The organism is Pseudoduganella sp. UC29_106 (genome assembly GCF_044055365.1).
Lineage (GTDB): Bacteria > Pseudomonadota > Gammaproteobacteria > Burkholderiales > Burkholderiaceae_D > Rugamonas.
Genome location: NZ_CP171977.1, coordinates 3,839,400 through 3,863,650, shown reverse-complemented (window position 1 = coordinate 3,863,650; position 24,251 = coordinate 3,839,400). Strand labels below are relative to the sequence as shown.

The following is a 24,251-nucleotide window of genomic DNA, read 5'->3' as shown; positions in this document are numbered from 1 at the left end:
CTGCACTCGCGAAATCCCCTGAAGCTTACCCGCTAGCAACTTTCCTGTAAAGTCTTTTTGCAGAGGCGTTGTATTGTTCCGTGGCAATATCGCCGAATTTCGGTTATTCTACGGTCCCGAGATCCTCCTGTACGGCGTGGTATTGCGCTAGGATGTAGCGAGGAAGGATGACCATTCGAATGACCATCACCAAGACCACAGTGCGACACGAAGTCCTTGACCCCTCTTTGTTGGGGCGCCCGGTGCATCGCCTGCCTGTTTTTGCAGCGCAGCTAAGGGATGACCTGACCCAGGCCATGCGCCTGAACGTCAACCGCCGCTACTGGGGCAGCTTCCAGGTGGACGAGGTGGAATTTGGCCGCCTCGACGGCAGTGAAGCACGTACGCGCTGGCTCAATTTTGCAGCCCCTGCGGGCAATATCGCCTTCTCGCTCGAACGCAAAGTGTTGCTGCGCGTACTCAATTTCCGTTACGGCCGCAGCGCCAGGGCGGGCGACAATGCGGTGGCCGTGGTGGACGAAAATGCCCGCGTCACGGCAACGGAAGAGCGTCTTTCTGTGGCGCTGGGGCAACAGTTGGCCGCCACGCTGGCGGGCCGCATCGAATCGAATCTGCCAGCCGGCGCCACCCGTGAAGCGGACGGCGAGGCTATTAAATATGGAGTTGGCACCCATCCGCCGAAAGGCACCTGGGTCATCACCGTCCACCTCAGCGATGGCGAACTGCAAGGCAAGTGCTGGTTCGCACTCGACAAGAATCTGATGTCCGATGTGCTGCGCGGCGTCTTGCCCGAGCGCGACGCGACGAGGAAGAGTAGTAAGAACCTTGGGCCGCTGGCGGCGCGGCTCCAGGTCGGCCTGAATGGCCGGCTGGTCAGCAAGGAAGTCACCCTGGGCATGCTGTTTGACTTGCGTGTCGGGGATGTGATTCCGGTCAGCCTGCACAGAGCAGATGTATTGCTCGAAGACTCCCGCCTGTTTACAGCTGCGGTTACCGAGCACAAGGGCAAACTCTGCTTAACCTCTTTTGAAGATACCGAATGAATATGATGAATGTGAATCCGAACGGCACCAATGATGCGCTGCTGGAGGATATGGGCGAAGAGATGATCATCGATACGGTGAACAGCGACCTGTCCGAGCTGCCGCAAGCGCGCGCGCCGCGCCGCGATTTACCGGCGATGATGCGCAAGATTCCCGTCACCCTGACCCTGGAAGTGGGTTCGGCCCGCCTGTCGCTGGAAGACTTGATGAACATCGGCCCGGACAGCGTGGTGGAGCTCGATGTGCTGGCCGGCGAGCCGCTGGTGATCAAGGTGAACGGCACCGCCATCGGCCGCGCCGAAGTGGTGGTAGCCGGTGAAAACTATGGTCTCAAGGTCATCGATCTGGATGGTTTGAACTTGGACATGATGGCGCCATGACTGTGCGCCGTCTGATGCCCGGCCTGCTGGCCGGTGCATTGCTTTTCGGGCGCCTGCACGGCCGTGCAGGCGCAGGATCTGCTGGCCGGGGTGGTCCCCGGCGCCAAGACCGAGCTCTCGGTGAAGATGCAGATCCTCATCATCATGACGCTGCTGGGCCTGCTGCCCATCATGGTCATGATGATGACGAGCTTTACCCGTTTCGTCATTGTGCTCGCGCTGCTGCGTCAGGCCCTGGGCCTGCAGCAGGGCCTGCCCAACCGCATCATCACGGGCGTGGCGCTGATCCTGACCCTGCTGGTGATGAAGCCGATTGGCGACCAGGTGTGGAAGGATGCCTTCCTGCCGTATGACCAGGACAAGATCGGCCTGCAGGAAGCGCTGAAGATTGCCGAGCGCCCCGTGTCGAAATTCATGCTGGCCCAGACCAGCAAGGCGGCGCTGAAGCAGATTGCCCACCTGGCGGGAGAAGACAACGTCGCCACGCCGGCCGACCATGCCTTCACCGTCAAGCTGGCGGCCTTCGTGCTGTCGGAACTGAAAACGGCTTTCCAGATCGGCGCGCTGCTCTTCATTCCCTTCCTGATCATTGACCTTGTCGTGTCGTCGGTGCTGATGGCGATGGGTATGATGATGCTGTCGCCGCTGGTGATTTCGCTGCCGTTCAAGCTGCTGCTGTTCGTGCTGGTGGATGGCTGGACCCTGACTGTCAACACGCTCGTCACGAGCATACAGGCGTATTAGCATGCTGACCCCGGACGTCGCCGTCGATCTCGTCATCGAGGCGCTGCACATCGTGATGATCCTTGTGATGGTACTGGTGGTGCCGGGCCTCGTTGCGGGCCTGGTAGTAGCCTTCATCCAGGCCGCTACGCAGATCAACGAGCAGACGCTGAGCTTCCTGCCGCGCCTGCTGATCACGCTGCTGGCCATCGTCCTTACCGGGCGCTGGATGACGGGCTATCTCATGGACTACTGTGTGTCCATCTTCACGCGAGCGGCGACACTGGTCGGCTAGGCCATGGAACAGGTCCTCGCCAATTTCGTTCCCCTGCTGAGCGCCTTGTGGTGGCCCTTCGTGCGCGCCATGGCGATGCTGTCGGCCGCGCCGGTGATTGGCGAAGCGATGGTGCCGGTGACGGTGCGCATTCTCGTTTCCGTGGTGCTGGCTATTTTGATGGCGCCGGTGTCCGGCAGCCAGGGCATGGCGATCGAACCGATTTCCATGGCAGGTGTGGCGGCAACCGTAGAGCAGGCCGTCATTGGCGGCGTGCTGGGGCTGGCTTTCCATTTCGCCATGTCGGTGATTGCCACGCTGGGCTTCGTGGTATCGAGCCAGGTAGGCTTCTCGCTGGCGGTGATGAACGATCCGCTGAACGGCACTTCCTCCGACGTGATTTCGGCCCTGCTGGCGATGCTGGCCATCCTCGTCTTCTTCGGCATCGATGGCCACCTTGTCATCACCGGCGTGCTGGGCGCCAGTTTCAAGGCCTGGCCGCTGGGCGGCGGCTATGGCCCGCTGCTGCTGCAGACCGTGGCCTGGAACGTGGCCTGGATATTCTCGGCCGCCATGCTGCTGGCCATTCCCATCGTGTTTTCGACGATGGTGGTGCAACTGGGCTTCGGCTTCCTGAACCGCGTGGCGCCGACCCTGAACCTTTTCGCGCTGGGATTCTCGATGATCACCATCTTCGGCCTGCTGATGCTGGGCCAGGTGGTGCGCTTCATCCCGGCGCATTACATCCGCATGTCGAACCAGGTGCTCGACATGATCCAGCAACAGATGCGGGCGACTGGCCATGGCTGACGATACCGGCGGCGACAAGTCAGAAAAGGCTTCACAACAGAAGCTGAGGAAATCCCGCCAGGAAGGCCAGGTGGTGCGTTCGCGCGACCTGGCGACGGCCATTGGCATCCTCGTCAGCCTGAAGCTGTTCGCCTGGCTGCTGCCGACCTATGTGGCCGAATTCCGCGAGATCTTCCACCAGAGCTTTGCGCCGCTGGACAGCGAAGGCGCCATCGACAATATCGTCACCACCGTCTTCCTCAGCGCGGGTCTGCTGCTGCTGAAGATGGTGATGCCGCTGTTCACCGTGCCGCTCTTCATCGTGCTGGGCGCGATGGTACCTGGCGGCTGGGTCGCCAGCGCCAAGAACCTGGAGCCGAAATTCGAGCGCCTCAACCCGATGAGCAATATCGGCCGCCTGTTCAGCGGCAAGCATGGCTTCGAGCTGGCGATCTCCGTCGGCAAGGCCGCGGTGCTGGCCTGGGTGCTGGTGCATGTGGCGCGTGGCGCCGTCAGCGACTATACGCGCCTGCAAGGCCTGCCGCTCGGCGACGCCATCGTGCTCGGCTCGGGCCAGATGATGGATGGTTTGATGGCCATGGTCGCCGTCTTCATCATCTTCGCCATCATCGACGTGCCGGCGCAGGCCTTCTTCTTCGCCAAGCAGCAGCGCATGAGCAAGCAGGAGCTGAAGGAAGAACACAAGAGCAATGAAGGCCGGCCCGAAGTGCGCCAGCGCATCCGCCAGCTGCAGCGCGCGCTGGCCCAGCGTAGCGCGCGCAAGTCGGTGCCGACGGCGGACGTCGTCATCGTCAACCCCGAGCACTATGCGGTGGCGCTGAAATACGACGAGAAGCGCGCCGAGGCGCCGTTCGTGATCGCCAAGGGTGTGGACGAAATGGCACTCTACATCCGCCAGATCGCCACCGAGCACCGTGTGGAGGTCATGACTTTGCCGCCGCTGGCGCGCGCGATTTACAATACCAGCCAGGTCAACCAGCAGATCCCCGTGCAGCTGTATCAGGCCGTGTCCATGGTCCTGAACTACGTGCTGCAATTGAAAGCATTCCGCGACGGACGGCGTAAGGCCGAGCCGGCGTTCCCGGGACCAGGTTCCAGTACCAACCAGTATGAGTGAGGTTACCCCGTCATGAATTTCCTGACCAGGTTGATCGCAGAGATGCGTCGCCATAAATTCGCCACGCCAGCGTTCCTGCTGACGATCCTGGCGATGATCATCCTGCCGCTGCCGCCCATCCTGCTGGATGTACTGTTCACGTTTAACATCGTCCTCGCGCTGATCGTCATCCTGGTCAGCGTGAACGCCAAGCGGCCGCTGGACTTCTCGGTCTTCCCGACCGTGATCCTGGCGACAACCTTGCTGCGCCTGACACTGAACGTTGCCTCCACCCGCGTGGTGCTGTTGCACGGCCACGAGGGCACGCATGCCGCGGGCCGCGTGATTGAAGCCTTCGGCCAGGTGGTCATCGGCGGTAACTATGTCGTTGGCCTGGTGGTGTTCGTGATCCTGATGATCATCAACTTCGCCGTGGTGACCAAGGGTGCGGAACGTATTTCCGAAGTGTCTGCGCGCTTCACGCTGGACGCCTTGCCCGGCAAGCAGATGGCGATCGACGCCGACCTGAACGCGGGCCTGATCGACCAGGAGAAAGCCACCCTGCGCCGCAAGGAAGTGGCGATGGAAGCGGACTTCTATGGCGCCATGGATGGTGCGGCCAAGTTCGTGCGCGGCGACGCGATCGCATCCATCCTGATCCTGATCATCAATATCGTCGGCGGCGTGGCCATCGGCGCCCTGATGCAGGACATGAGCTTTGGCGACGCCTTCCGCCAGTACGCGCTGCTGACCATCGGTGACGGCCTCGTCGCTCAGATCCCGGCGCTGCTGCTGTCCGCCGCGGCTGCGATCATCGTGACCCGCGTGTCCGACTCGGGCGACTTCGAAAAGCAGGTGGGCAGCCAGCTGCTGGCCAATCCGAACGTCCTGTTCAGCGCATCGGCCGTGATGGTCATCCTCGGCCTGGTGCCGGGCATGCCGTGGCTGATGTTCCTCACCTTTGCCGGCGTGCTGGCCTATGTGGCCTACCGCATGAACCAGATCCAGGTGGCGCCGCCGCCGGACAACCTGGCCGCCATCGAAGCCGCGCTGCGCGACGAAAAGGCGCCGGAGCTGGAGTGGCATAGCTTGCCGGCCGTACAGCAGCTGCAGGTGATGCTGGGCTATAAGCTGGTCGGCATGATCGACAAGGCGCATGGCGAGGTGCTGACCAAGCGCCTGCGCGGGGTGCGCCAGAGCGTGTCCGAAGGCATGGGCATGGTGATCCCCAATATCCATGTGCGCGACGACCTGGGGCTGAAGCCCTCGCAGTATTCCGTTGTCTTGAGCGGCACCGTGGTGGCGCAATCCGAAGTGTTTGCCGAGCGCCTGATGGCGATTCCGTCGCCCAATGTGTACGGCGATATCGACGGCATCCCGGGCGTGGAGCCGGCCTACGGCATGCCCGTGACCTGGATCGAGCCGAAGGACAAGGCGCACGCGCTGGGCATGGGCTACCAGGTGGTGGAGGCGCCGAGCGCGATCGCCACCCACGTCTCCAAGCTGGTTCGCGAATACCTGCCGGAGCTGTTCCGCCACGAGGACGTGCCGGCCATCCTGGAACGCCTGACGGCGATGTCGCCCAAGCTGGCCGACGCGCTGGGCAAGGCGCTCACGCACACCCAGCTGCTGCGCGTGTTCCGCGTGCTGCTGGCGGAGAATGTGTCGCTGAAGGACATCGTGCCGATTGCGACCACGCTGCTGGATTCGTCCGAAACCACCAAGGACCCGATCCTGCTGGCGGCGGAGGTGCGCTGCGCGCTGCGGCGCCAGATCGTATCCGGGCTGTTCGGGCAAAAATCCGAGCTGCTCGCCTTCAACCTGGGCGGCGAGCTGGAAAACATGCTGCTCGGCTCACTGAACCAGGCGCGCCAGACCGGCAAGGTCGTGCTCGACAACTACCCGATCGACCCGCACCTGCTGGCGCAGTTGCAAGTCAACATGCCGGTGGCGCGCGAGCAGATGAAGCAACAGGCCACGCCGCCGCTGCTGCTCGTGCTGCCGCAGATCCGTCCGCTGCTCGCGCGCTACGCCCGCCTGTTCGCGCCGGGGCTGCATGTGCTGTCCTACAACGAAGTCCCCGAAAACCGCGAAGTCTCCATCATCGGCACCGTCGGCTAAAATTCGGAGTCAAAATTCGGGGTCAGCTCTGTCATTCGGACATCCGCGCCACACCTTTGATCCAGATCAAAACACCCGCCACAGCGTAATTGCGTGGCGGGTGTTTTCTTTTCGTGCGAAAAGTATTGAGAAATCTCAAAGGTGCGTCAGTCGTGTCCGAATGACAGAGCTGACCCCGAATTTTTGGCGGCGGAGCGAGCTGGGCGGTGCAGCCAGTTGAAGATTGCTGTTGCGGCGATGGTACCGAGGAGTTGGGCGGCGATGTAGGCGGGGACGTCGCCTGGGCGGATTCCGGCGATAGTGTTGCTCGCCATGCGCGCCAGCGTGAGGGCTGGGTTGGCGAACGATGAAGAGGCGGTGAACCAGTAGGCGGACGTGATGTAAGCGGCGGCTGCGAAGGGCGTGAGGTCCGGCCGCTTGCGCGAGCAGCCGATGATTACGGCGATCAGGCCGAAGGTGGCCAGGAACTCGCTTAGCCACAACGATGCGCCAGCGCGGGCGACGCTGGCGGCGGTAATCGGCGGCTCGCCGAACATGAGATGCGCTGCTGCCACGCCGGCGAAAGCGCCGAGCACCTGCGCGGAGGCGTAGGGCAGTGCCTCGCGCCAGTCCATCTTGCCTTGCAATGCCTGGGACAAGGTGAGGGCAGGGTTGAAGTGCGCGCCGGAGATGTCGCCGAACGCCAGGACCAGCGCGAGCAGCCCCGCGCCGGAGGCGATCGAGTTGGCGAGCAGGGCGAGGGCGGCATTGCCGCCGGCCAGGCGGTTGGCCATGATGGCGGAACCCACCACCATGGCCAGCAGCAGCGCTGTGCCAAGGGCTTCAGCGCTGAGACGGCGCGCCAGCGTCATGCCAGAGCGCGCACGGCGTCCACTGCATCCAGGATCGCCTCGCCGGTTGCCGGAGCGCGCAGAGGCGGGTTGACGCGGTAGTCGGCCACCGAGGCGATGGCGTCGCGGATGGCCAGGAACACGGAGAACGGCAGCAGCAGCGGCGGCTCGCCGACCGCTTTCGAGCGGTGGATGCTGTCGAAGGGATTGCGGTTCTTGAACAGGCGCACATTGAAGTTTTCCGGACAGTCGGATACGCCCGGAATCTTGTAGGTGGACGGCGCGTGCGTCATCAGCTTGCCCTGCGGGTTCCACCACAATTCTTCCGTCGTCAGCCAGCCCATGCCCTGGATGAAGGCGCCTTCCACCTGGCCCACGTCGATGGCCGGGTTCAGTGAATTGCCCGCGTCGTACAGGGCATCCGCCTTCAGCAGCTTCCATTCGCCGGTCAGCGTATCGACGATCACTTCCGCCACCGCCGCGCCGTATGCGTAGTAGCCGAAGGGATTGCCGCTCATGGATTCACGGTCCCAGCTCAGGCCCGGCGTGGCGTAGAAGCCGTCGGACCATAGCTGCACGCGCGCCAGGTAGGCTTTCTGCACCAGGTCGGCGAAAGGCACGGCCAGCTCGCCGGCGAACACGGTGCCGTTGGCCAGCATCACCTCGTCGGACGCGCAGCCGTAGGTGCGCGCAGCGAATTCCACCAGCCGCTTGCGCAGCGTTCCCGCGGCATCCTGCGCGGCCTTGCCGTTCAGGTCCGCGCCGGTCGATGCGGCAGTGGCGGAAGTGTTGGCGACCTTGCTGGTATCGGTGGCGCTGGCGCGCACGCGGGACAGCGGAATGCCCAGTTCATGCGCCACCACCTGGCACACCTTGGTATTAATGCCCTGGCCCATTTCCGTGCCGCCGTGGTTCACCAGCACCGAGCCGTCGGTATAGATGTGCACCAGCGCGCCGGCCTGGTTGAAGTGGGTGACATTGAAGGCGATGCCGAACTTCACCGGCGTCAGCGCCAGGCCTTTCTTCAGCACCGGGCTGGTGGCATTGAAGGCGCGGATGGCTTCGCGGCGGGCGCGGTAAGCGGATTCGTTCTCCAACTGGCCCACCAGCTCGTGGATCACATTGTCCACCACCTTCTGGCCGTACTGCGTGACATTGCGGCCTTCCTCGTCGTTGCGGCCGTAGAAGTTCAGCTTGCGCACGTCCAGCGCGTCCTTGCCCAGGTTGCGGGCGATTTCATCGATGATGTATTCGATCGCAATCGCTCCCTGCGGTCCGCCAAAGCCACGGAAGGCCGTGTTGGACTGGGTATTCGTCTTGCCCGCCATGGCGCGGATATCACAGTCGCTCAGGTAGTAGGTATTGTCGAAGTGGCAGATGGCGCGCGTGGCGACCGGCGCGGACAGGTCGGCCGAGAAGCCGGCGCGGCTCACCATCTGCACCTTGGCGGCGGTGATCAGGCCCTGCTCGTCGTAGCCGATCTCGTATTCATAATAGAAGCAGTGGCGCTTGCCGGTCACCATCATGTCGTCGTCGCGGTCGGCGCGCAGCTTCACCGGGCGCTTCAGGTGCGCGGCGCTGACGGCGGCACAAGCAGCCCACAGCGCGGACTGCGATTCCTTGCCGCCGAAGCCGCCGCCCATGCGGCGGCATTCCACCACTACGGCGTGCGACGGGTAGTGCAGGGCGTGCGACACCACGTGCTGCATCTCGGTCGGGTGCTGGGTGGAGCAGTAGACATGCATGCCGTTGCCTTCCTTGGGCACGGCATAGGAAATCTGGCCTTCCAGGTAGAACTGCTCCTGGCCGCCCACGTTCAGCGTGCCCTTCAGGATGTTGGGCGAGCGTTCGAAAGCCGCCTGTGCATCGCCGCGCGTCAGCCGCATCGGCGGCACGACGAAGGATTCGGCATCGCGCGCCGCTTGCGGCGTGAGGATGGCGGGCAGCTCTTCGTACTGGATATCGGCCTTGCGCGCGGCGTGGCGCGCGTGGTCGTGCGTGTCCGCCACAACCACGAAGATGGGCTGGCCGATGTATTCCACTTTTTCCTCGGCGAGGATTGGGTCGTCGTGGATGATCGGGCCGCAGTCGTTGGTGCCGGGGATATCCTTGTAGGTGTACACGGCCACCACGCCCGGCATCGCTTTCACCGGCTCCAGGTTGATGGACAGGATGCGCGCGTGCGCCTTGGCGGACAGGCCCAGCGCGGCATGCAGCGTGCCCTGCGCCTCCGGGATATCGTCGGTGTAGACGGCTTCACCCAGCACGTGCAGGATGGCCGATTCGTGCGGATGGCTCTGGCCCACTTCGGCCCAGCCCTTGGCGGCGCCGATGGTCATGAACGATTCGGACTTGCTGTTCATGCTGCGGCTCCTTCCTTGTATGCGTATGCGTTGACATAGGTGTTCGGTACGGCGTCCTCCACGCGCGACTCCATCCAGAAGCGGCGCAGCAGGTTCTGCGCAGTGCGCATGCGGTAGTTGGCCGAAGCGCGCATATCGGTCAGCGGCGTGTAATCGCGGGCCAGCGCTTCCATGCCGGCGCGCATGGCGTCTTCGTTCCATGGCTGGCCGTTGATGGCGGCTTCCGCCTGCGGCGCGCGGCGCGAGGTGGCGGCCATGCCTCCGTAGGCGATGCGCGCATTGCGCACGATGCCGTTTTCCAGTTCGATGGCAAAGGCGGCGCAGACGGCGGAAATGTCCTGGTCGTAGCGCTTGGCCAGTTTGTAGGTGCGGAATTGCTGGTCTTTTTTCGGCAGCGGGATGCGCACGGCTTCCACGAATTCGCCCGGCTGCCAATCCTTCTTCATGTAATCCAGGTAGAAGTCCTGCAGCAGCAGCACGCGCTGGCCCTTGTCCGAACGCAGCACGATTTCGGCGCCCAGCACGATCATCCACGGCGCGGAGTCGCCGATGGGCGACCCGTTGGCCACGCTGCCGCCCAGGGTGCCGGTGCTGCGGATAGGCTGGGAAGCGAAACGCTGCCACATTTCGTGCAGCGAGTCATTCTGGTACAGATTATTGACGGCGCGGTAGGCGTCGTCCAGCGACACGGCGGCGCCGATTTCGAGCTTGCCATCCGCGATGGCGATGCGATGCAGTTCCGCAACCTGGCGCGTGTAGATCACATCGCCCAGGTTGCGCATCTGCTTGGTCACCCACAGGCCGACGTCGGTGGAACCGGCCAGGATGGTGGCGGTGGGCTTGGCGGCGCGCAGCGCCGTCATTTCGGCCAGGGTGCGCGGCGCGTGGAAAGTCTGGCCGTCGTGGGTGTAGCTGAACATGGTGTCTCGTTGCAAGTCCTGCAGGGTAGCCTTCAGGGCTTCCCGGTCGAAGCTGACGGCCGGCAGCTCGCCCATGCGGGCGGCGGCGTCGATAATGGGGCGGTAGCCGGTGCAGCGGCACAGGTTACCGGAAAGGGCTTCATCGATCTCCTTGCGGCAGGGCGGCGCGGCTTTGCCTTCCTGCTTCAGGTACAGGGTCCACAGCGACATCGCGAAGCCAGGCGTACAGAAGCCGCATTGGGAACCGTGACACTCCACCAGGGCTTCCTGCACCGGATGCAGCCCGCCGTCCGGCTGCTTCAGGTCCTCCACCGAGAAGACAGCCTTGCCGTCCAGCGTAGGCAGGAACTGGATGCAGGAATTCACATTGCGCATTTCCAGTTCGCCGTCCACCAGCGAGGCAATCACCACGGTGCAGGCGCCGCAGTCGCCCTCGGCGCAGCCCTCCTTGGTGCCGGTGCAGTGCAGGTCTTCGCGCAGATGCTGGAGCACCGTGCGGGTAGGCGACGCGGAATCGACTTCCTGTACGCGGCCCTGGTAAAAAGAATCGTATCTTGCTAGTGCTCATTTCGTATTTCCCTTTTTGCGCCCACTGCCAGGGCCAGGTCGCGAGCCAGCGCATTGTGCTGTTCGATCACCAGCGGCAGGTCCACCGTTTGCAGCAGGCCGTCGCGCACGACGATCCTGCCATTGATAATGCTGTTCGTTACATTGGACGGCGTGCAGAACACCAGGGCGGCGACCGGGTCGTGCAGGGCGCCGGCCAGGCCAACCTGGTCCAGCCTGAAGCTGATGATGTCGGCCGACATGCCGGGCTTCAAAGCGCCGATGTCGTCGCGGTTCAGTACTTTGGCGCCGCCCAGGGTGGCCAGTTCCAGCGCCTGGCGCGCGGTCATCGCATCCGGGCCGAAGCCCACCCGCTGCAGCAGCATGGCCTGGCGCACTTCGCCCAGCATGTGGGCGCCGTCGTTGGAGGCGCTGCCGTCCACGCCAAGGCCCACCGGCACACCGGCGTCCACCATCTTGCGCACCGGCGCGATGCCGGACGCCAGACGCATATTCGAGCAGGGGCAGTGGGCAACGCCGGTGCCCGTGCGGGCGAACATATTGATGCCGGCGTCGTCCAGCTGCACGCAATGGGCGTGCCAGACGTCGTGGCCCACCCAGCCGCAATCCTCGGCGTACTGCGCCGGCGTCATGCCGAACTTCTCGCGGCTGTAGGCGATGTCGTTGACGTTTTCCGCCAAGTGGGTGTGCAGCGACACGCCATAGCTGCGCGCCATATTGGCCGCTTCCTTCATCAGGTCGCGCGACACGGAGAAAGGGGAGCAGGGCGCCGCTACCACGCGCAGCATGGCGTGGCGGTCGGCATCATGATAAGACTCGATCAGGCGCTGCGTATCCTTCAGGATGGCCGCTTCCTCTTCCACCACGCAGTCCGGCGGCAGCCCGCCCTTGGACTGGCCCACGCTCATGGCGCCCCGCGCGGCATGGAAGCGCATGCCGATCTGCTGGGCGGCTTCGATGCTGTCGTCGAGGCGGCAATCGTTGGGATAGATGTACAGGTGGTCGCTCGACGTGGTGCAGCCGGACAGGATCAGTTCCGACATTGCCGTCAGCGTGGACACCTTCACCATCTTGCCCGTCAGGTTGGCCCAGATCGGATACAGGTTGGTGAGCCAGTTGAACAGCTCCCCGTCCTGGGCCGCAGGGATTACGCGGGTCAGGCTCTGGTACATATGGTGATGGGTGTTCACCAGGCCGGGCATCACTACCTGGCCGGCGGCATCGATCACCTGGTCCGCTTCCTGCGGCAATTCCGCAGTCGGACCCACCTGTTCGATCACATTCCCACGCACGAATACTGCGCCGTTGTCGATTTCGCGGCGCTGCTCGTCCATCGTGACGAGCACGCGCGCATTCCTGATCAAGAGAGTCTTAGTCATTTTTCTGATTACGCTTTATCCAAATCCCTTACCAGCATTGGCTGGAGCAAATCTTCTTCCACTTCGTCTTCCTGCACCACCTGCGGGCGATCCGGCAGCACGAGGTTCAGGGCCACGGCCACGATGGCGCTGGTGCTGATGCCGGAGCCGAAGACTTCATGCACGAAGGCGGGCAGCTTGGACAGCAGTTCCGGGCGCACCGTCACTGCCAGGCCGCAGCCCACCGACACGGCGATGATCAGGCAGGTGCGCTTGTCGTGTTCCACCTTGGCCAGCATCTGCACGCCTGCTGCGAAAATCATGGCGAACATCATCAGGCCTGCACCGCCCAGCACCGGCTGCGGAATGGTCACGACCAGGGCGCCGAGCACCGGGAACAGGCCGGCCAATGCCAGCAGCAGGCCGGTGAGCGCCACCACGTGTCGGCTGGCGACGCCGGTCAGCGTGATCACGCCCACGTTCTGGGCGAAGGTCGATACCGGAGGGCTGGAAAGCACGGCGGCAAAAGCCGAACCCACGCCATCGCACAGCATGCCGCGCGCCAGCGTCTTGCCGCGGATCTTGGTGTGGGTGGCATTCCCCAGCGCCATGAAGGTACCGGTGGTTTCCACCATCGTGACTACAAAGGCCAGGCCCATGGCGACGATGCCGGAGGCCGGGAAGGTCATGCCGAAGTGCAGGGGCTTGGGCAGCGCGATCACTTCCGCATTGACGACCGGAGCAAAGTTGACCAGGCCGAGGCCGATGCACACCAGGTAGCCGACGAACATGCTGATCACGATGGCGGCGGCTGAAATCATGCCTTTGCCGAACTGCACCAGCAGGATCACGCCCACCAGCACGAACAGCGCGATGCCCAGGTTGGTCGGGTCGCCGTACAGCGGACCGGCGTTGCGGCCGCCGGCCGCCCAGTCCACGGCTACCGGCACCAGGGTCAGTCCGATCATCGTCACCACCACGGCTGTCACGGCTTCCGGGAACAGCTTGCGGATCTGCGGCATGAAGCAGCTGCCCACGATCATCACCACGGAGCCGGCCAGGGCCGACCCCATGATGCCGGGCACGCCGTGCTCGAGCCCCACGCTGATGGCGGCGCCAACGAAGGCGAAGCTGGTGCCCATCACGCACGGCAGGCGGATGCCCACCGGCCCCACGCCCTTGCACTGGATGATGGTGACGATGCCGGAACCCAGCAGCGCTGCATTGACAAGGGCCACCATCTCTTCAGCCGGGAGCTTCAGTACGGCGCCAATCACGAGAGGCACGGCGATGATGCCACCGAGCGCGGCCAACAGGTGCTGCAAGGCGAGGATGCCGCTGGTCAGCAGCGGCGGACGGTCCTCCACCTGGTATAGCAGGTTGTTCATGCGCGTCTCCAAGAGTTTTTATGTGAACTGCTTAGCCTGCGATGTAGATGGTCTTGAACAGGAATACGCCGGCGACGCACCAGATCATGGCGCTGACTTCCTTGTATTTACCGGTCAGCAGCTTCAGGCCGGCGTAGCTGATGAAGCCCAGCGCCAGGCCGTTGGCGATCGAGTACGTGAACGGCATCACCAGCGCCGTGACGACGGCCGGGATGCTTTCCGTGGTTTCGGCCCAGTTGATTTCCGCCAGTTCTCGCAGCATCAGGCAAGCAACGAAGAACAGGGCGGGAGCGGTGGCGTAGGCCGGTACCACGCCGGCCAGCGGCGCGATGAACAGGGCGGCCAGGAACAGCACGGCCACGGTGACGGCGGTGAGGCCGGTGCGGCCGCCTGCCTGCACGCCGGCGGCGCTTTCGATGTAGGCGGTGGTGCTGGAAGTACCCATCAGGGAACCGGCGATGATGGCGCCGGAGTCGGCCAGCAGGGCCTTGTTCATGGCGGCGGGGATTTTGCCGTCCTTCATCAGGCCGGCGCGCTGGGCCACGCCCATCAGGGTGCCGGTGGCGTCGAACAGTTCGACCAGGAAGAAGACCATCACGACGTTGAACAGGCCGTGCGACATGGCGCCGACGATGTCGAGCTCCAGGGCGGTAGGCGAGATGGAAGGTGGAGCGGAAACGATGCCGTGGAATTGGTTACCGCCGAAGAAGAAGCTCAGCACCGTCACGGCCATGATGCCGATCAGCAGGGCGCCGGTGACGCGCAGGCGGTCCAGGGCGACGATGACGAGGAAGCCCACGATTGCCAGTACGGGAGCCGGCTTGTGCAGGTCGCCCATGGTGACGAAGGTGGCCGGGCTGGAGACGACGATGCCTGCGTTTTTCAGCGAGATCAGCGCCAGGAACAGACCCACGCCGGCCGGGATGGCGATGCGCAGCGAGGGCGGAATCGCGTTCATGATTTTTTCACGGATGCGCAGCAGGCTGACGATCATGAAGCAGCAGCCCGAAATGAACACGGCGCCCAGTGCGGCCTGCCATGGGAAGCCCATGCCCGCCACTACGCCATAGGCGAAGTAGGCATTCAGGCCCATGCCCGGCGCGAGGCCGATGGGGAAGTTGGCATACAGGCCCATGATGATGGTGCCGACGGCGGCCGCAACGCAGGTGGCCACAAAGACTGCGTCCTTGGGCATGCCGGCGTCGCCGAGGATGGAGGGGTTGACGAAGATGATGTACGCCATCGTCAGGAAGGTGGTAATGCCTGCCAATACCTCGGTGCGCACGTTCGTGCCGTGCTCGCCGAGCTTGAAATAGTTTTCCAAAAAGTTCATTTGCTGTGTCTCCGTTTAGTTTTTTCCGCCCGAAATTCCGCCTCTGTGGGCGGACAAATATGGCGTCCCGCGCTGCTCCGTCTTACTGAATGTCGTCGATGGCCTCCTTTTCGGCGTGTTTGCCGGGATGGGCGCGGCGGGGACCGGCCTTGAAATTGCGAAGGAAGTCGAGCAGGATGCGGGCGGCGACATCGGCGTCGTCGTCCCGTCATGGTTTCCAGTGGATTGTGGCTGATGCCGCCGTTGCCGCAGCGCGTGAACAGCATGGCGACATCGGTCACGCGCGCCATCAGCATGGCGTCGTGGCCGGCGCCGGAGGCCAGGCGGAAGGCCGGTACGCCGGTGCGCTCCGTGGCCGCCGCCAGCTGGTCCATCAGCCAGGGGGCGCATGGTGCGCAGTTGGCGGAAACGGTCTGCTCGATCGCGAAGCTGATGTGGCGCGTATGGCACACTTTTTCGATATGGGCCAGGATGTCGGCCACCGCGGCGTCGCGCGCCGTGTCATTGGCGGCACGGATATCAAGCGACAGGGTGCAGGCGCCGGGAATCACATTGGTGGAACCGTTGGGTACCTGCAGCTGGCCGACGGTGCCGACCAGGGCCGAGTCCTGGTCTTTGCAGCAGCGCTGCTCCACGTAGAGGATGATTTCGGCGGCAGCGGCGGCGGCGTCCTTGCGCATGGGCATAGGGGTCGTGCCGGCGTGGCTGGCGACGCCTTTCAGCTCCACCAGGTAGCGCTTGCTGCCAGCGATGGACGTCACCACGCCCACCGGCAAGCCGCGCTCCAGCAGCACCGGGCCCTGTTCAATATGGATTTCCACATAGCCCAGCAAATCGGCCGGGTCGCGCGCGATGGCAGCAATGCTGTTCGGATCCTGGCCGGCGGCGGCCATCACTTCGCGCAGTGCCACGCCGTCGCGGTCGCGCAGCTCCAGCAGGCGCGGGTCGAACTGGCCGATCACGGCGCTGCTGCCGAGGAAGGTGCTCTTGAAGCGCACGCCTTCCTCTTCGGAGAACGCGATCACCTCGAAATGGAAGGGCAGGGTTTCGCCGCTTTCGTGCAGCTTTTTGACCACGGCAATGGCGGTCAGGATGCCCTGGCGGCCGTCGTACTTGCCGCCATTACGGACCGTATCGTAGTGGGAGCCGGTGAGCAGGGTGCGCGCCTGCGGGTCGGTGGACAGATAGCGGCCCACGACATTGCCGACAGCGTCGATATGCACATGCATGCCCGCTTCGCTCATCCATTGCGCCAGTTGGTTGGCGGTGGCGCGATGGGTGGGAGTCATATAGGTGCAGGTCAGACCTTGCGCATCCTCGCTCAGGGCGCCGATCTGTTCGGCCCATTGCATGATGGACTGGCCCATCGCCGGCGTGTGCTGCAGCAGTGCGTTCAGGCGCATTTCGGCAATGCGGTGGATCTGGCGCAACGCTTCGCGGTGCTCATCGTCCACCTGGTTCAGCAGGCGGCGGCGGAAGGCGGCGATGATGGCCTGGCGCGTCAGGCCCTTGCCGTCGGCGCCTTTCACCGCCAGGATGAAGGGGAAGCCGAATTTGCTGTTGTAGGCCGAATTCATTTCCTGCAGCGCTGCGAATTCCTCCGGGGTGCACAGGTTCAGGCCCGCCTTCGCCTGTTCACCGGTGGATTCGGGCGTCAGTTCGCCTGCTACGGCGGCCTTGCCTGCCAGTTCCGGGGTGGGCGCGGATCAGGCCCAGCTGCTCATCGTGCGTCGCTTCAGCTACGACTTGCTGCAGGCCCAGTTTCAGCGCCTCGATGCTGCGGAAAGGGCGCTGTGCGGCGGCGCGCTGCGGAATCCACGGGGAATGTTCGTACAGGCCATGCAGGATATCGGCGAATGCGCCAGCGTCGCAGGTGTTCAGTTGCTTCAGGCTCGTCATCGTGCAATCAGGCCGCCGCCGGCGGCCCGCTCCAAAAAGGTTGATCTGGGAAATGGCAATTCGATATTAGGGGCGCGGCCCGCCGGATATATAGCTCTGGACCTATATCTGCTAATCCCTGGACTGATATCTACTTGGCCAGCAGGCGTGCTGCGGCGCTGACCTGGGCGCGCAGCCATTTGTGTTCCGTGCCGTGCTGGGAACGTTCATGCCACAGCTGGTAGAAGCGCAGCGGCGGGAAGTTCAGCGGCACCTTGTACGATTTCAGGCCCAGCAGGTTCTCGTAGAAACTGGCGAACTGCTGGCCTGCTGTCAGCACCAGGTCCGTCTGCGCGACAACGTAGGGCAGCATGCGGAAGTGTGCCGATTCCACCACGATATTGCGCTGCAGGTTCTGGTGTTCCAGGAACGAATCGATATTGCCGTGGTAGCCGGGCAGGATCTGAGCCGGCGCGACCTGGGGCAGCGTCAGGAAGTCCTCGGGCGTCATGCCCTCCTTCCCTGTGCGGCGGGCGTAGGCCGTGTTCGCGCGCATCAGGCAGACGATGGGATCGTCAAACAGCTTGGAAATGTGCAGGTGCTGCGGCGGCTCGTCCCAGTTGCCGACCACCAGGTCCAGTTCGCCATCCGCCAGCAGGCGCACATAGTCGACGTCCGGCACCAGCGAATGGATGACCAGCCGGCTCTTCGGCGATTCACGGCGCAGGCGGGCGATCACCTCGGTGAAGAACTGGTTATTCATATAGTCCGGTGCGGCGATATGGAAGGTGCGAGCCTGCTCCAGCGGCACGAAGGCCGTCTTGGGGCTGAACAGGCCTTCCGTTTCGTCAAGGATGCGCTTGGCGGCCTTCAGCAGGCTCTCGCCGTGCTGGGTCGGCACCATACCGCGTCCGCCACGCACCAGCAGAGGATCGCCGGTCAGGTCGCGCAGTTTGCGCAGCGAACCGGAGATGGAAGGCTGGGGCTGGTTCAGTTTGAGGGCCACGCGCGACACGCTCTTTTCGCAAAGCAACAAGTAGAGGATGCGTATCAGGTGGATATCCAGGTGCTCGGGCATTCTGGTCATCATGGTCTCCGAATATTAATTATCTGGCTTTATGGATGACAGGGTCGCACTAACCGGGCCCTCGATATATACGTCTGCGTATATGCGACTTATATCTGTAGCGAAAGGATAGACGCGTCCTAAGCCGATATCGTTTCACCCAAGCTGATGGCAGGGTGCTCCCATGCCATCGCGGTCGTAGCGGCGGCGACACAACGACCGTTTCTGAGGTGAAACTCCTCGCTCATCTGAAGTGCCCGCCAGAGGCAGATGAACAGACTTAATGGAAAAATCATGGAGACTTTATTCGGTTCCTACGGAGTGGAGTGGCTTAACCTGCTGGTACGCTGGCTGCACCTGATTACCGGCATCGCGTGGATTGGCGCATCGTTTTATTTCGTCTGGCTGGACAATTCGATCCGGCCGCCCAAGCCCGGCAGTCCGCTGGCCAAGAAAGGCGTGATGGGCGAACTGTGGGCCGTGCACGGTGGCGGCTTCTACAACCCACAGAAATACCTGGTGGCGCCGGCTGAACTGCCGGAAGACCTGCACTGGTTCAAATGGGAAGCCTATGCCACGTGGCTGAGCGGCTTCGCCATGCTGTTCATCGTGTATTACTTCAATGCGTCGGCGATGATGATCGACCGGAACGTGGCCGACCTGACTTCGCTGCAAGCCGTAGCAGTAGGCGTCGGCACGCTCGTGGGCGGTTGGCTGGTGTACGACACGCTGTGCAAGACGCCGCTGTCCGAGAAGCCCGCCGTGCTGGGCACCGTGCTGTTCCTGCTGATCGTGGCTGCAGCCTATGTGCTGACCCACACCTTGAGCGGCCGCGCCGCCTACATCCACGTCGGCGCCATGATGGGCACCATGATGGTGGGTAATGTGCTGTTTGTGATCATTCCCGGCCAGCGCAAGCTGGTGGACGCGATGGCGAAGGGCCAGTCGCCCGACCCGATCTACGGCAAGCGCGCCAAGGTGCGTTCGGTGCACAACAACTATTTCACGCTGCCCGTGCTGCTGATCATGATCAGCAACCACTACGCAATGACCTACAGCCACGCCTACAGCTGGCTGGTGCTGGCCGCCATCATGGCTGCTGGTGTACTGATCCGCCACTTCTTCAACCTGCGCCATGCGGGCAAGGTGTCGCCGGCGTATCCGATTGCCGGCGTGGCCCTGCTGATCGCCGTGGCCATTGCCATCGCTCCCGCACCACGCAAGGCTGTTGCCGCACCGGCCGCCGCCGCTGCAGCCGTTGATGCGGACGGCCATGCTGCCGAAGGCACTGCTCCGGCCGCACAAGCCAGTCTCGCGGGCGTGCAGCACGTTGTGGCGCAGCGCTGCGTGTCCTGCCACTCCTCGGCGCCCACCCAGGCGGGTTTCGCATCAGCCCCGGGCGGCGTGATGCTCGATACCCCCGAACTGACCAGGCAGCACGCCGCCAAGATCTACCAGCGCGCCGTGCAGAACAAGGACATGCCGCTGGCAAACATGACCCACATGACTGACGACGAACGCCAGCTGATCGGCACCTGGTTCGAGTCCGGCGCCAACTGAAACTAAAGGAATTAAAAAATGAGCACCGTAACTATCGACGGATTCAATCTCACCGCGGAAGAAGTACTGGCGGTCGCACGCGGCGGCGCCAAGGTGGAACTGTCCGCGACCTCGCGCGCCGCGCTGAAGGAAAGCCGCGACTACATCGAATCGACCTGGATGCACGACGAAGCGCCAATGATGTACAGCTTTAACACCGGCGTGGGCCTGCTGAAGGATACCCGCATCAAGGTGGAGCACATCGAACTGTTCCAGACGCAGCTGATCAAGGCCCACAGTGGCGGCATCGGCGAACCGTTCTCGGAAGAGGTGAGCCGCGCCACCATGCTGCTGCGTGCGAACGCCTTCGCCAGTAATTACTCGGCGCCGCGCGTGGAAGTGGTGGACCGTCTGCTGGCCTTCATCAACGCCGGCATTCATCCGATCATGCCGCAGAAGGGTTCTGTCGGCGCATCGGGCGACCTGGCGCCGCTGGCTTACCAGGCGGCCGCGATTGCCGGTTTCGACGAGGCGGAGGTGATGTACAAGGGGCAGCGCATGTCTGCACCAGAGGCCATCACCCGGGCGGAAATCGGCCCAGTCAAGTTCGACCTGAAGGCCAAGGATGCGTCGGCCCTTATCAATGGCTGCACGGCCTCGCTCGCGGTGGCCGTGCTGGCTGCGAAGGATGCACGTGATCTGCTGACGGATGCCTGCCTGTCCCTTGGACTGACGCTGGAAGCGATGCGGGCCGAGATGTCCGCCTTCGATCCGCGCATCCAGCAGGCACGCCCGCACCCGGGCCAGATCAAGACGGCTGCGGTAGTGCGCAAGCTGCTGAAGGGTTCAACCCGCACTACGCATGAAGCGCGCGCCGTGCAGTTCCCGGATGAATTGCGCCGCACGGATATTCCTTATACGCCGCGTATCCAGGACGTGTATTCGCTGCGCTGCACGCCGCAGGTGTACGGTCCCGTGTTCGATGCGCTGGACTACATCGACACCATCGTCAGGAACGAGATCAATTCGGCCACGGACAACCCGCTGATCTTTGGCAAGGACGGCGGCGGTTTCGAAATCATCTCGGGCGGTATTTCCACGGCCAGTACCTGGCGCAGGCGATGGATCTGCTGGCGATGGCGATCACGGACCTTGGCAGCATTTGCGAACGCCGCGTGGCGCGCCTGATCGATCCGACGCTGTCCTGGGGCTTGCCGCGTAATTTGATGTCCGGCCTGCGCGGCGTGAACACCGGCTATCCGGTCGTGCAATGCTCGCTCAGTTCCCTGGTGATGGAAAACCGCACCTTGTCGATGCCCGGCAGTGTCGATTCGATCCCGTCCAAGGCGAATAGCGAAGACCATATCTCCAACTCCACGTGGTGTGCGCGCAAGGCGCATACCGTGGTGCAGAACACCCAGTACATCGTGGGCGTGGAGATGCTGCTGGCAGCGCAGGCGCTGACCATGACCGAGCAGCTGCTGCCGGGCTTCGCGCTGGGCGAGGGCACGCAAGCGGCTTATGACGAGATCCGCCGGCAGATCCCAGCCTGCCTGGACGGCGACCGCTGGTTCCACAACGACATCCAGGTCGCGCACAGCTTCGTCACCAGCGGTTCGGTACGCGAAGCAGTAACAGCCAGGGTTGGCGAGTTCGTATAAAAGAAAACGGCCCGCAAGGGCCGTTTTTTTGCACCGCAATTCGGGGTCAGCTCTGTCAATCGGACACCCAGAACGAAGCTTTGATCTGGATCAATACGCGAAATCAGAGGATTTTGCGTATTGAGCTAAATCAAACAATGTGCCTGCGTGTCCGAATGACAGAGCTGACCCCGAATTAGTTGTTAGAAGTGGTACTCAGCGCGGATCATCGGCGTCTTGGCGGTGCTGCCGGGGATGTTGTGGGGGACGCTGAATTTGTTGCGCCAGTATTGGTACTCCAGGCCGAGCTTGAAGGTGTTCGGCTTGGCGCCGAGGTGGGCGCTCAGGTCGTACATCACTTGCATGTCGACGTTCACTTCAGGCGCGGTGGGGCCGCCGAATTCGTCGATGCCCTTTTTGCCGATCCAGTTGGCATAGCCTTCAAAGCTGAAGCCCGAGCCCAGCGGGATGCCCCAGGCGGTGCTGAGCATCGGGCGGGTGTCGTAGGAATAGCGCTTGGAGACGCCCAGCGGCTGGTTGCTCTCCCATACGGCGTACAGGCTGATATTCAGGAAGCCCGGCACGTCCATCATCAGGGTGGGGCCGAGGACCGCCATGCGCTTGCGCGAGTTGTAAGTATCGTCGTTCTTGGCGTTCCAGTCGAATCCTGCCGTGACGCCGAAGCCGCGCACCGGGCCGACCTTGAGGTCCTTGCCCATGACCTTTCCCAGGTCCAGCGTGTGGCGATACAAGACATAGGCTTCGTGCGCGCTGTTGTCGGTGCTGTCGGACGTGAGGAAGTCCACGTTCATGTAATTGCCGCCGTACTTATAACCGTCGGCATAAGTCCAGCTCACGATGTGCTTCTTGATGTCGTTGGGATTATACGGCTCTGCGAATTTCGTCCCGTAGCGGTAGCCGATGGCGGTATCGCTCCAGTCAGCGGCGCTGGCTTGCTGGACAACCGTGGCCAAAGCCAGGACAGCTAGTTTCTTGTACATCGTGGGTCTCCTGATTTATAGATATGGAAGCTTGATTATGTCCACACGGCTCATGATTAGTATTCGCTGCCGTGAATAATACGCAATCGCCAGCCGTATAAGATCGTCTCCATCATTAGAGGAGGCAATATGGGTAAGCTGAGTACACACGTCCTGGATATCACGCAGGGCAAGCCCGGCGCAGGCGTGCAGGTAAAACTGTTCCGCGTGGACGGCAACGAGAAGATGCTGTTGAAGACAGCGGTCACCAACCTGGATGGACGCTGCGAACAGCCTTTGCTGGCGGGAGAAGAAGTAAAGCGGGGCAAATATGAGCTGGTGTTCGCGGCGGGCGACTACTTTGCGTCGCAAGGCGTGAATCTGCCGGAGCCGCGCTTTGTCGATGAAGTGATCATCGCCTTCGGCATCGCGGATGCCACGGCCAATTATCACGTGCCTATCGTGGTTTCGCCTTGGGCCTATTCCACCTACCGGGGTAGCTGAACATGCAGAGCGAAGCAAGCATCAAGGCCTTCCGCGCCAGCATCCTGCATTTCACCGCCGATCCGGCCATCAGCGACAAGGCCTGTCAGTGGCATGAGGATGGCCTGCTGGTGCTGAAGGACGGCCACGTGCAGGCTGCCGGCGATTACGCGCAGCTGAAGGACACCCTGCCACCCGATACGCCGGTGCGCGATTACCGCGGCAAGATCATCATGCCCGGCTTTATCGACACTCACATCCACTATCCGCAGACGGACATGATCGCCTCGCCGGCGCCAGGCCTGCTGCCGTGGCTGGACACCTACACTTTCCCAACGGAGCGCCAGTTCAGCGATCCGGAACACGCGCGCGGCGTGGCCGATTTCTTCGTCAGGGAGCTGCTGCGTTGTGGCACCACCACAGCCATGGTGTACTGCACCGTGCACCCGGAATCGGTGGACGCCTTCTTCGGCGCCGCCGAAGCGCATAACCTGCGCATGGCAGCGGGCAAGGTGATGATGGACCGCCACTGCCCGGACTTCCTGCAGGATACGGCCGAGCGCAGCGCCCGCGAAAGCGAGGAGCTGATCCGGCGCTGGCACAAGAAGGGCCGCAATATGTACGCGCTGACGCCGCGCTTTGCGCCCACGTCCACCGAGGCGCAGCTGCAGGTCTGCGGCGAACTGGCGCGTGCCTTGCCGGACACTTATGTGCAGACTCACGTGGCCGAAAACACGGATGAAGTGGCGTGGGTGAAGTCGCTCTTCCCCGATGCGCGCAGCTACCTGGACGTGTACGACAAGTACGGCCTGCTGCGCCCGCGCTCGATGTATGCCCACTGCATCTGGCTGGATAATGAAGATCGCGCGCGCATGGCGGCCACCGGCGCCGCCGTGTCGATGTGCGCCACGTCCAACCTGTTCCTGGGCAGCGGGCTGTTCGACTTCGCCGCCGCCGACCGGCAACAGGTGGCGCTGTCCCTGGCGACGGACGTGGGCGGCGGCACGTCCTTCTCGATGCTGCAGACGATGAACGAAACCTATAAGGTGGCGCGCATGGGCGGCACCTATCTGCCGGCGCTGCGCATGTTCTATCTCGCCACCCTGGGCGGCGCGCGCAGCATGCAGCTGGAGGGGACGGTTGGCAATTTTGTGGCAGGTGCGGAAGCGGACTTCATTGTTGTCGATCCGAAGGCTACGGCGTTGCTGGAGCGTCGCACGACGCGGACCAATAGCCTGGAGGAGCTGCTGTTTGCGCTGGCGCTGCTGGGCGATGACCGGGCTATCGCCGCTACCTATGCGGCCGGCAAGCAGGTCCACCAGCGCGGCGAATAGTCAAAGCGCCGCTGCATTCCCTTAAAACCAACGGCATAAATCAGGTGTCTGCCACGATGTGGCAGACACCAGCTTTTGGTCTTGGGTTCTAAGAACGTCCACGGCGCTTCGGCAAAAAAAGACGC

General features: G+C 63.1%; 16 protein-coding genes and 4 pseudogenes. 11 read left to right on the top strand and 9 right to left on the bottom strand.

The window, feature by feature from the left end; translation table 11 throughout:
• The first annotated feature begins 179 nt into the window (after window positions 1–179).
• The 7 genes and pseudogenes from ACHMW6_RS19400 to ACHMW6_RS19370 all read left to right on the top strand — a co-directional run bounded on the left by ACHMW6_RS19400 (window position 180) and on the right by ACHMW6_RS19370 (window position 6,447).
• Window positions 180–1,043, top strand: a complete 864-nt coding sequence (locus ACHMW6_RS19400) for a FliM/FliN family flagellar motor switch protein (RefSeq protein WP_395399045.1) — start codon at window positions 180–182, stop codon at window positions 1,041–1,043.
• A 5-nt stretch (window positions 1,044–1,048) separates the two neighbouring features.
• A complete protein-coding gene (locus ACHMW6_RS19395) occupies window positions 1,049–1,423 on the top strand; it encodes a FliM/FliN family flagellar motor switch protein (RefSeq protein ID WP_395408658.1) in 375 nt (124 codons plus the stop codon).
• Window positions 1,424–1,486: 63 nt separating this feature from the next.
• The gene (gene fliP / locus ACHMW6_RS19390) at window positions 1,487–2,167 is read left to right on the top strand and encodes a flagellar type III secretion system pore protein FliP (RefSeq protein WP_395399043.1); all 681 of its coding nucleotides are present in this window, start codon (window positions 1,487–1,489) and stop codon (window positions 2,165–2,167) included.
• Between the two features lies 1 nt (window position 2,168).
• A complete protein-coding gene (locus ACHMW6_RS19385) occupies window positions 2,169–2,441 on the top strand; it encodes a flagellar biosynthetic protein FliQ (protein WP_395399041.1) in 273 nt (90 codons plus the stop codon).
• 3 nt (window positions 2,442–2,444) lie between these two features.
• Window positions 2,445–3,230: a flagellar biosynthetic protein FliR gene (locus tag ACHMW6_RS19380; RefSeq protein ID WP_395399039.1), complete on the top strand. Its 786-nt coding sequence runs from the start codon at window positions 2,445–2,447 to the stop codon at window positions 3,228–3,230.
• Window positions 3,223–4,363, top strand: a pseudogene (flhB, locus tag ACHMW6_RS19375) (flagellar type III secretion system protein FlhB). Before ACHMW6_RS19380 ends, flhB begins: the two are co-directional and overlap by 8 nt.
• Window positions 4,360–6,447, top strand: a complete 2,088-nt coding sequence (locus ACHMW6_RS19370; protein WP_395399037.1) for a flagellar biosynthesis protein FlhA — start codon at window positions 4,360–4,362, stop codon at window positions 6,445–6,447. The pseudogene flhB and the gene ACHMW6_RS19370 overlap by 4 nt, the downstream one beginning before the upstream one ends.
• 146 nt (window positions 6,448–6,593) lie before the next feature.
• On the opposite strand, the gene ACHMW6_RS19365 is transcribed toward ACHMW6_RS19370, so the two are convergent.
• The 8 genes and pseudogenes from ACHMW6_RS19365 to ACHMW6_RS19330 form a co-directional block, all read right to left on the bottom strand.
• On the bottom strand, window positions 6,594–7,298 hold the full coding sequence (locus tag ACHMW6_RS19365) for an MIP/aquaporin family protein (RefSeq protein WP_395399035.1): 705 nt from the start codon (window positions 7,296–7,298) through the stop codon (window positions 6,594–6,596).
• Complete coding sequence (xdhB, locus tag ACHMW6_RS19360; protein ID WP_395399033.1) at window positions 7,295–9,640, bottom strand: xanthine dehydrogenase molybdopterin binding subunit; 2,346 nt, start codon at window positions 9,638–9,640, stop codon at window positions 7,295–7,297. Before xdhB ends, ACHMW6_RS19365 begins: the two co-directional genes overlap by 4 nt.
• Window positions 9,637–11,103 (bottom strand): annotated as a pseudogene (gene xdhA, locus ACHMW6_RS19355) (xanthine dehydrogenase small subunit); the annotation flags it as partial. The gene xdhB and the pseudogene xdhA, both read right to left, overlap by 4 nt.
• A 14-nt stretch (window positions 11,104–11,117) precedes the next feature.
• Window positions 11,118–12,506: an 8-oxoguanine deaminase gene (locus tag ACHMW6_RS19350; protein WP_395399031.1), complete on the bottom strand. Its 1,389-nt coding sequence runs from the start codon at window positions 12,504–12,506 to the stop codon at window positions 11,118–11,120.
• A gap of 8 nt (window positions 12,507–12,514) precedes the next feature.
• Complete coding sequence (locus ACHMW6_RS19345) at window positions 12,515–13,873, bottom strand: nucleobase:cation symporter-2 family protein (protein WP_395399030.1); 1,359 nt, start codon at window positions 13,871–13,873, stop codon at window positions 12,515–12,517.
• Between the two features lie 31 nt (window positions 13,874–13,904).
• Window positions 13,905–15,206, bottom strand: coding sequence for an NCS2 family permease (locus tag ACHMW6_RS19340; RefSeq protein ID WP_395399028.1), 1,302 nt, complete (start codon window positions 15,204–15,206; stop codon window positions 13,905–13,907).
• An 82-nt stretch (window positions 15,207–15,288) separates the two neighbouring features.
• Window positions 15,289–17,105: pseudogene (locus ACHMW6_RS19335) on the bottom strand (allantoate amidohydrolase).
• A 130-nt stretch (window positions 17,106–17,235) separates the two neighbouring features.
• Window positions 17,236–18,171: a LysR substrate-binding domain-containing protein gene (locus tag ACHMW6_RS19330; RefSeq protein ID WP_395408657.1), complete on the bottom strand. Its 936-nt coding sequence runs from the start codon at window positions 18,169–18,171 to the stop codon at window positions 17,236–17,238.
• A 273-nt stretch (window positions 18,172–18,444) separates the two neighbouring features.
• Between ACHMW6_RS19330 and ACHMW6_RS19325 the strand changes: the two genes are divergently transcribed.
• Both ACHMW6_RS19325 and hutH read left to right on the top strand, forming a co-directional pair.
• Entirely contained in the window at window positions 18,445–19,710 is a 1,266-nt protein-coding gene (locus ACHMW6_RS19325; RefSeq protein ID WP_395399026.1) for a urate hydroxylase PuuD, read from the top strand.
• A gap of 18 nt (window positions 19,711–19,728) precedes the next feature.
• Window positions 19,729–21,350: pseudogene (gene hutH, locus ACHMW6_RS19320) on the top strand (histidine ammonia-lyase).
• Between the two features lie 182 nt (window positions 21,351–21,532).
• On the opposite strand, the gene ACHMW6_RS19315 reads toward hutH, so the two are convergent.
• A complete protein-coding gene (locus ACHMW6_RS19315) occupies window positions 21,533–22,330 on the bottom strand; it encodes an outer envelope protein (RefSeq protein ID WP_395399024.1) in 798 nt (265 codons plus the stop codon).
• Window positions 22,331–22,459: 129 nt separating this feature from the next.
• Here ACHMW6_RS19315 and uraH point away from each other — a divergent pair, with 129 nt between their 5' ends.
• On the top strand, window positions 22,460–22,813 hold the full coding sequence (gene uraH / locus ACHMW6_RS19310) for a hydroxyisourate hydrolase (RefSeq protein WP_395399022.1): 354 nt from the start codon (window positions 22,460–22,462) through the stop codon (window positions 22,811–22,813).
• A 2-nt stretch (window positions 22,814–22,815) separates the two neighbouring features.
• On the top strand, window positions 22,816–24,126 hold the full coding sequence (guaD, locus tag ACHMW6_RS19305) for a guanine deaminase (protein ID WP_395399020.1): 1,311 nt from the start codon (window positions 22,816–22,818) through the stop codon (window positions 24,124–24,126).
• Window positions 24,127–24,251: the final 125 nt, after the last annotated feature.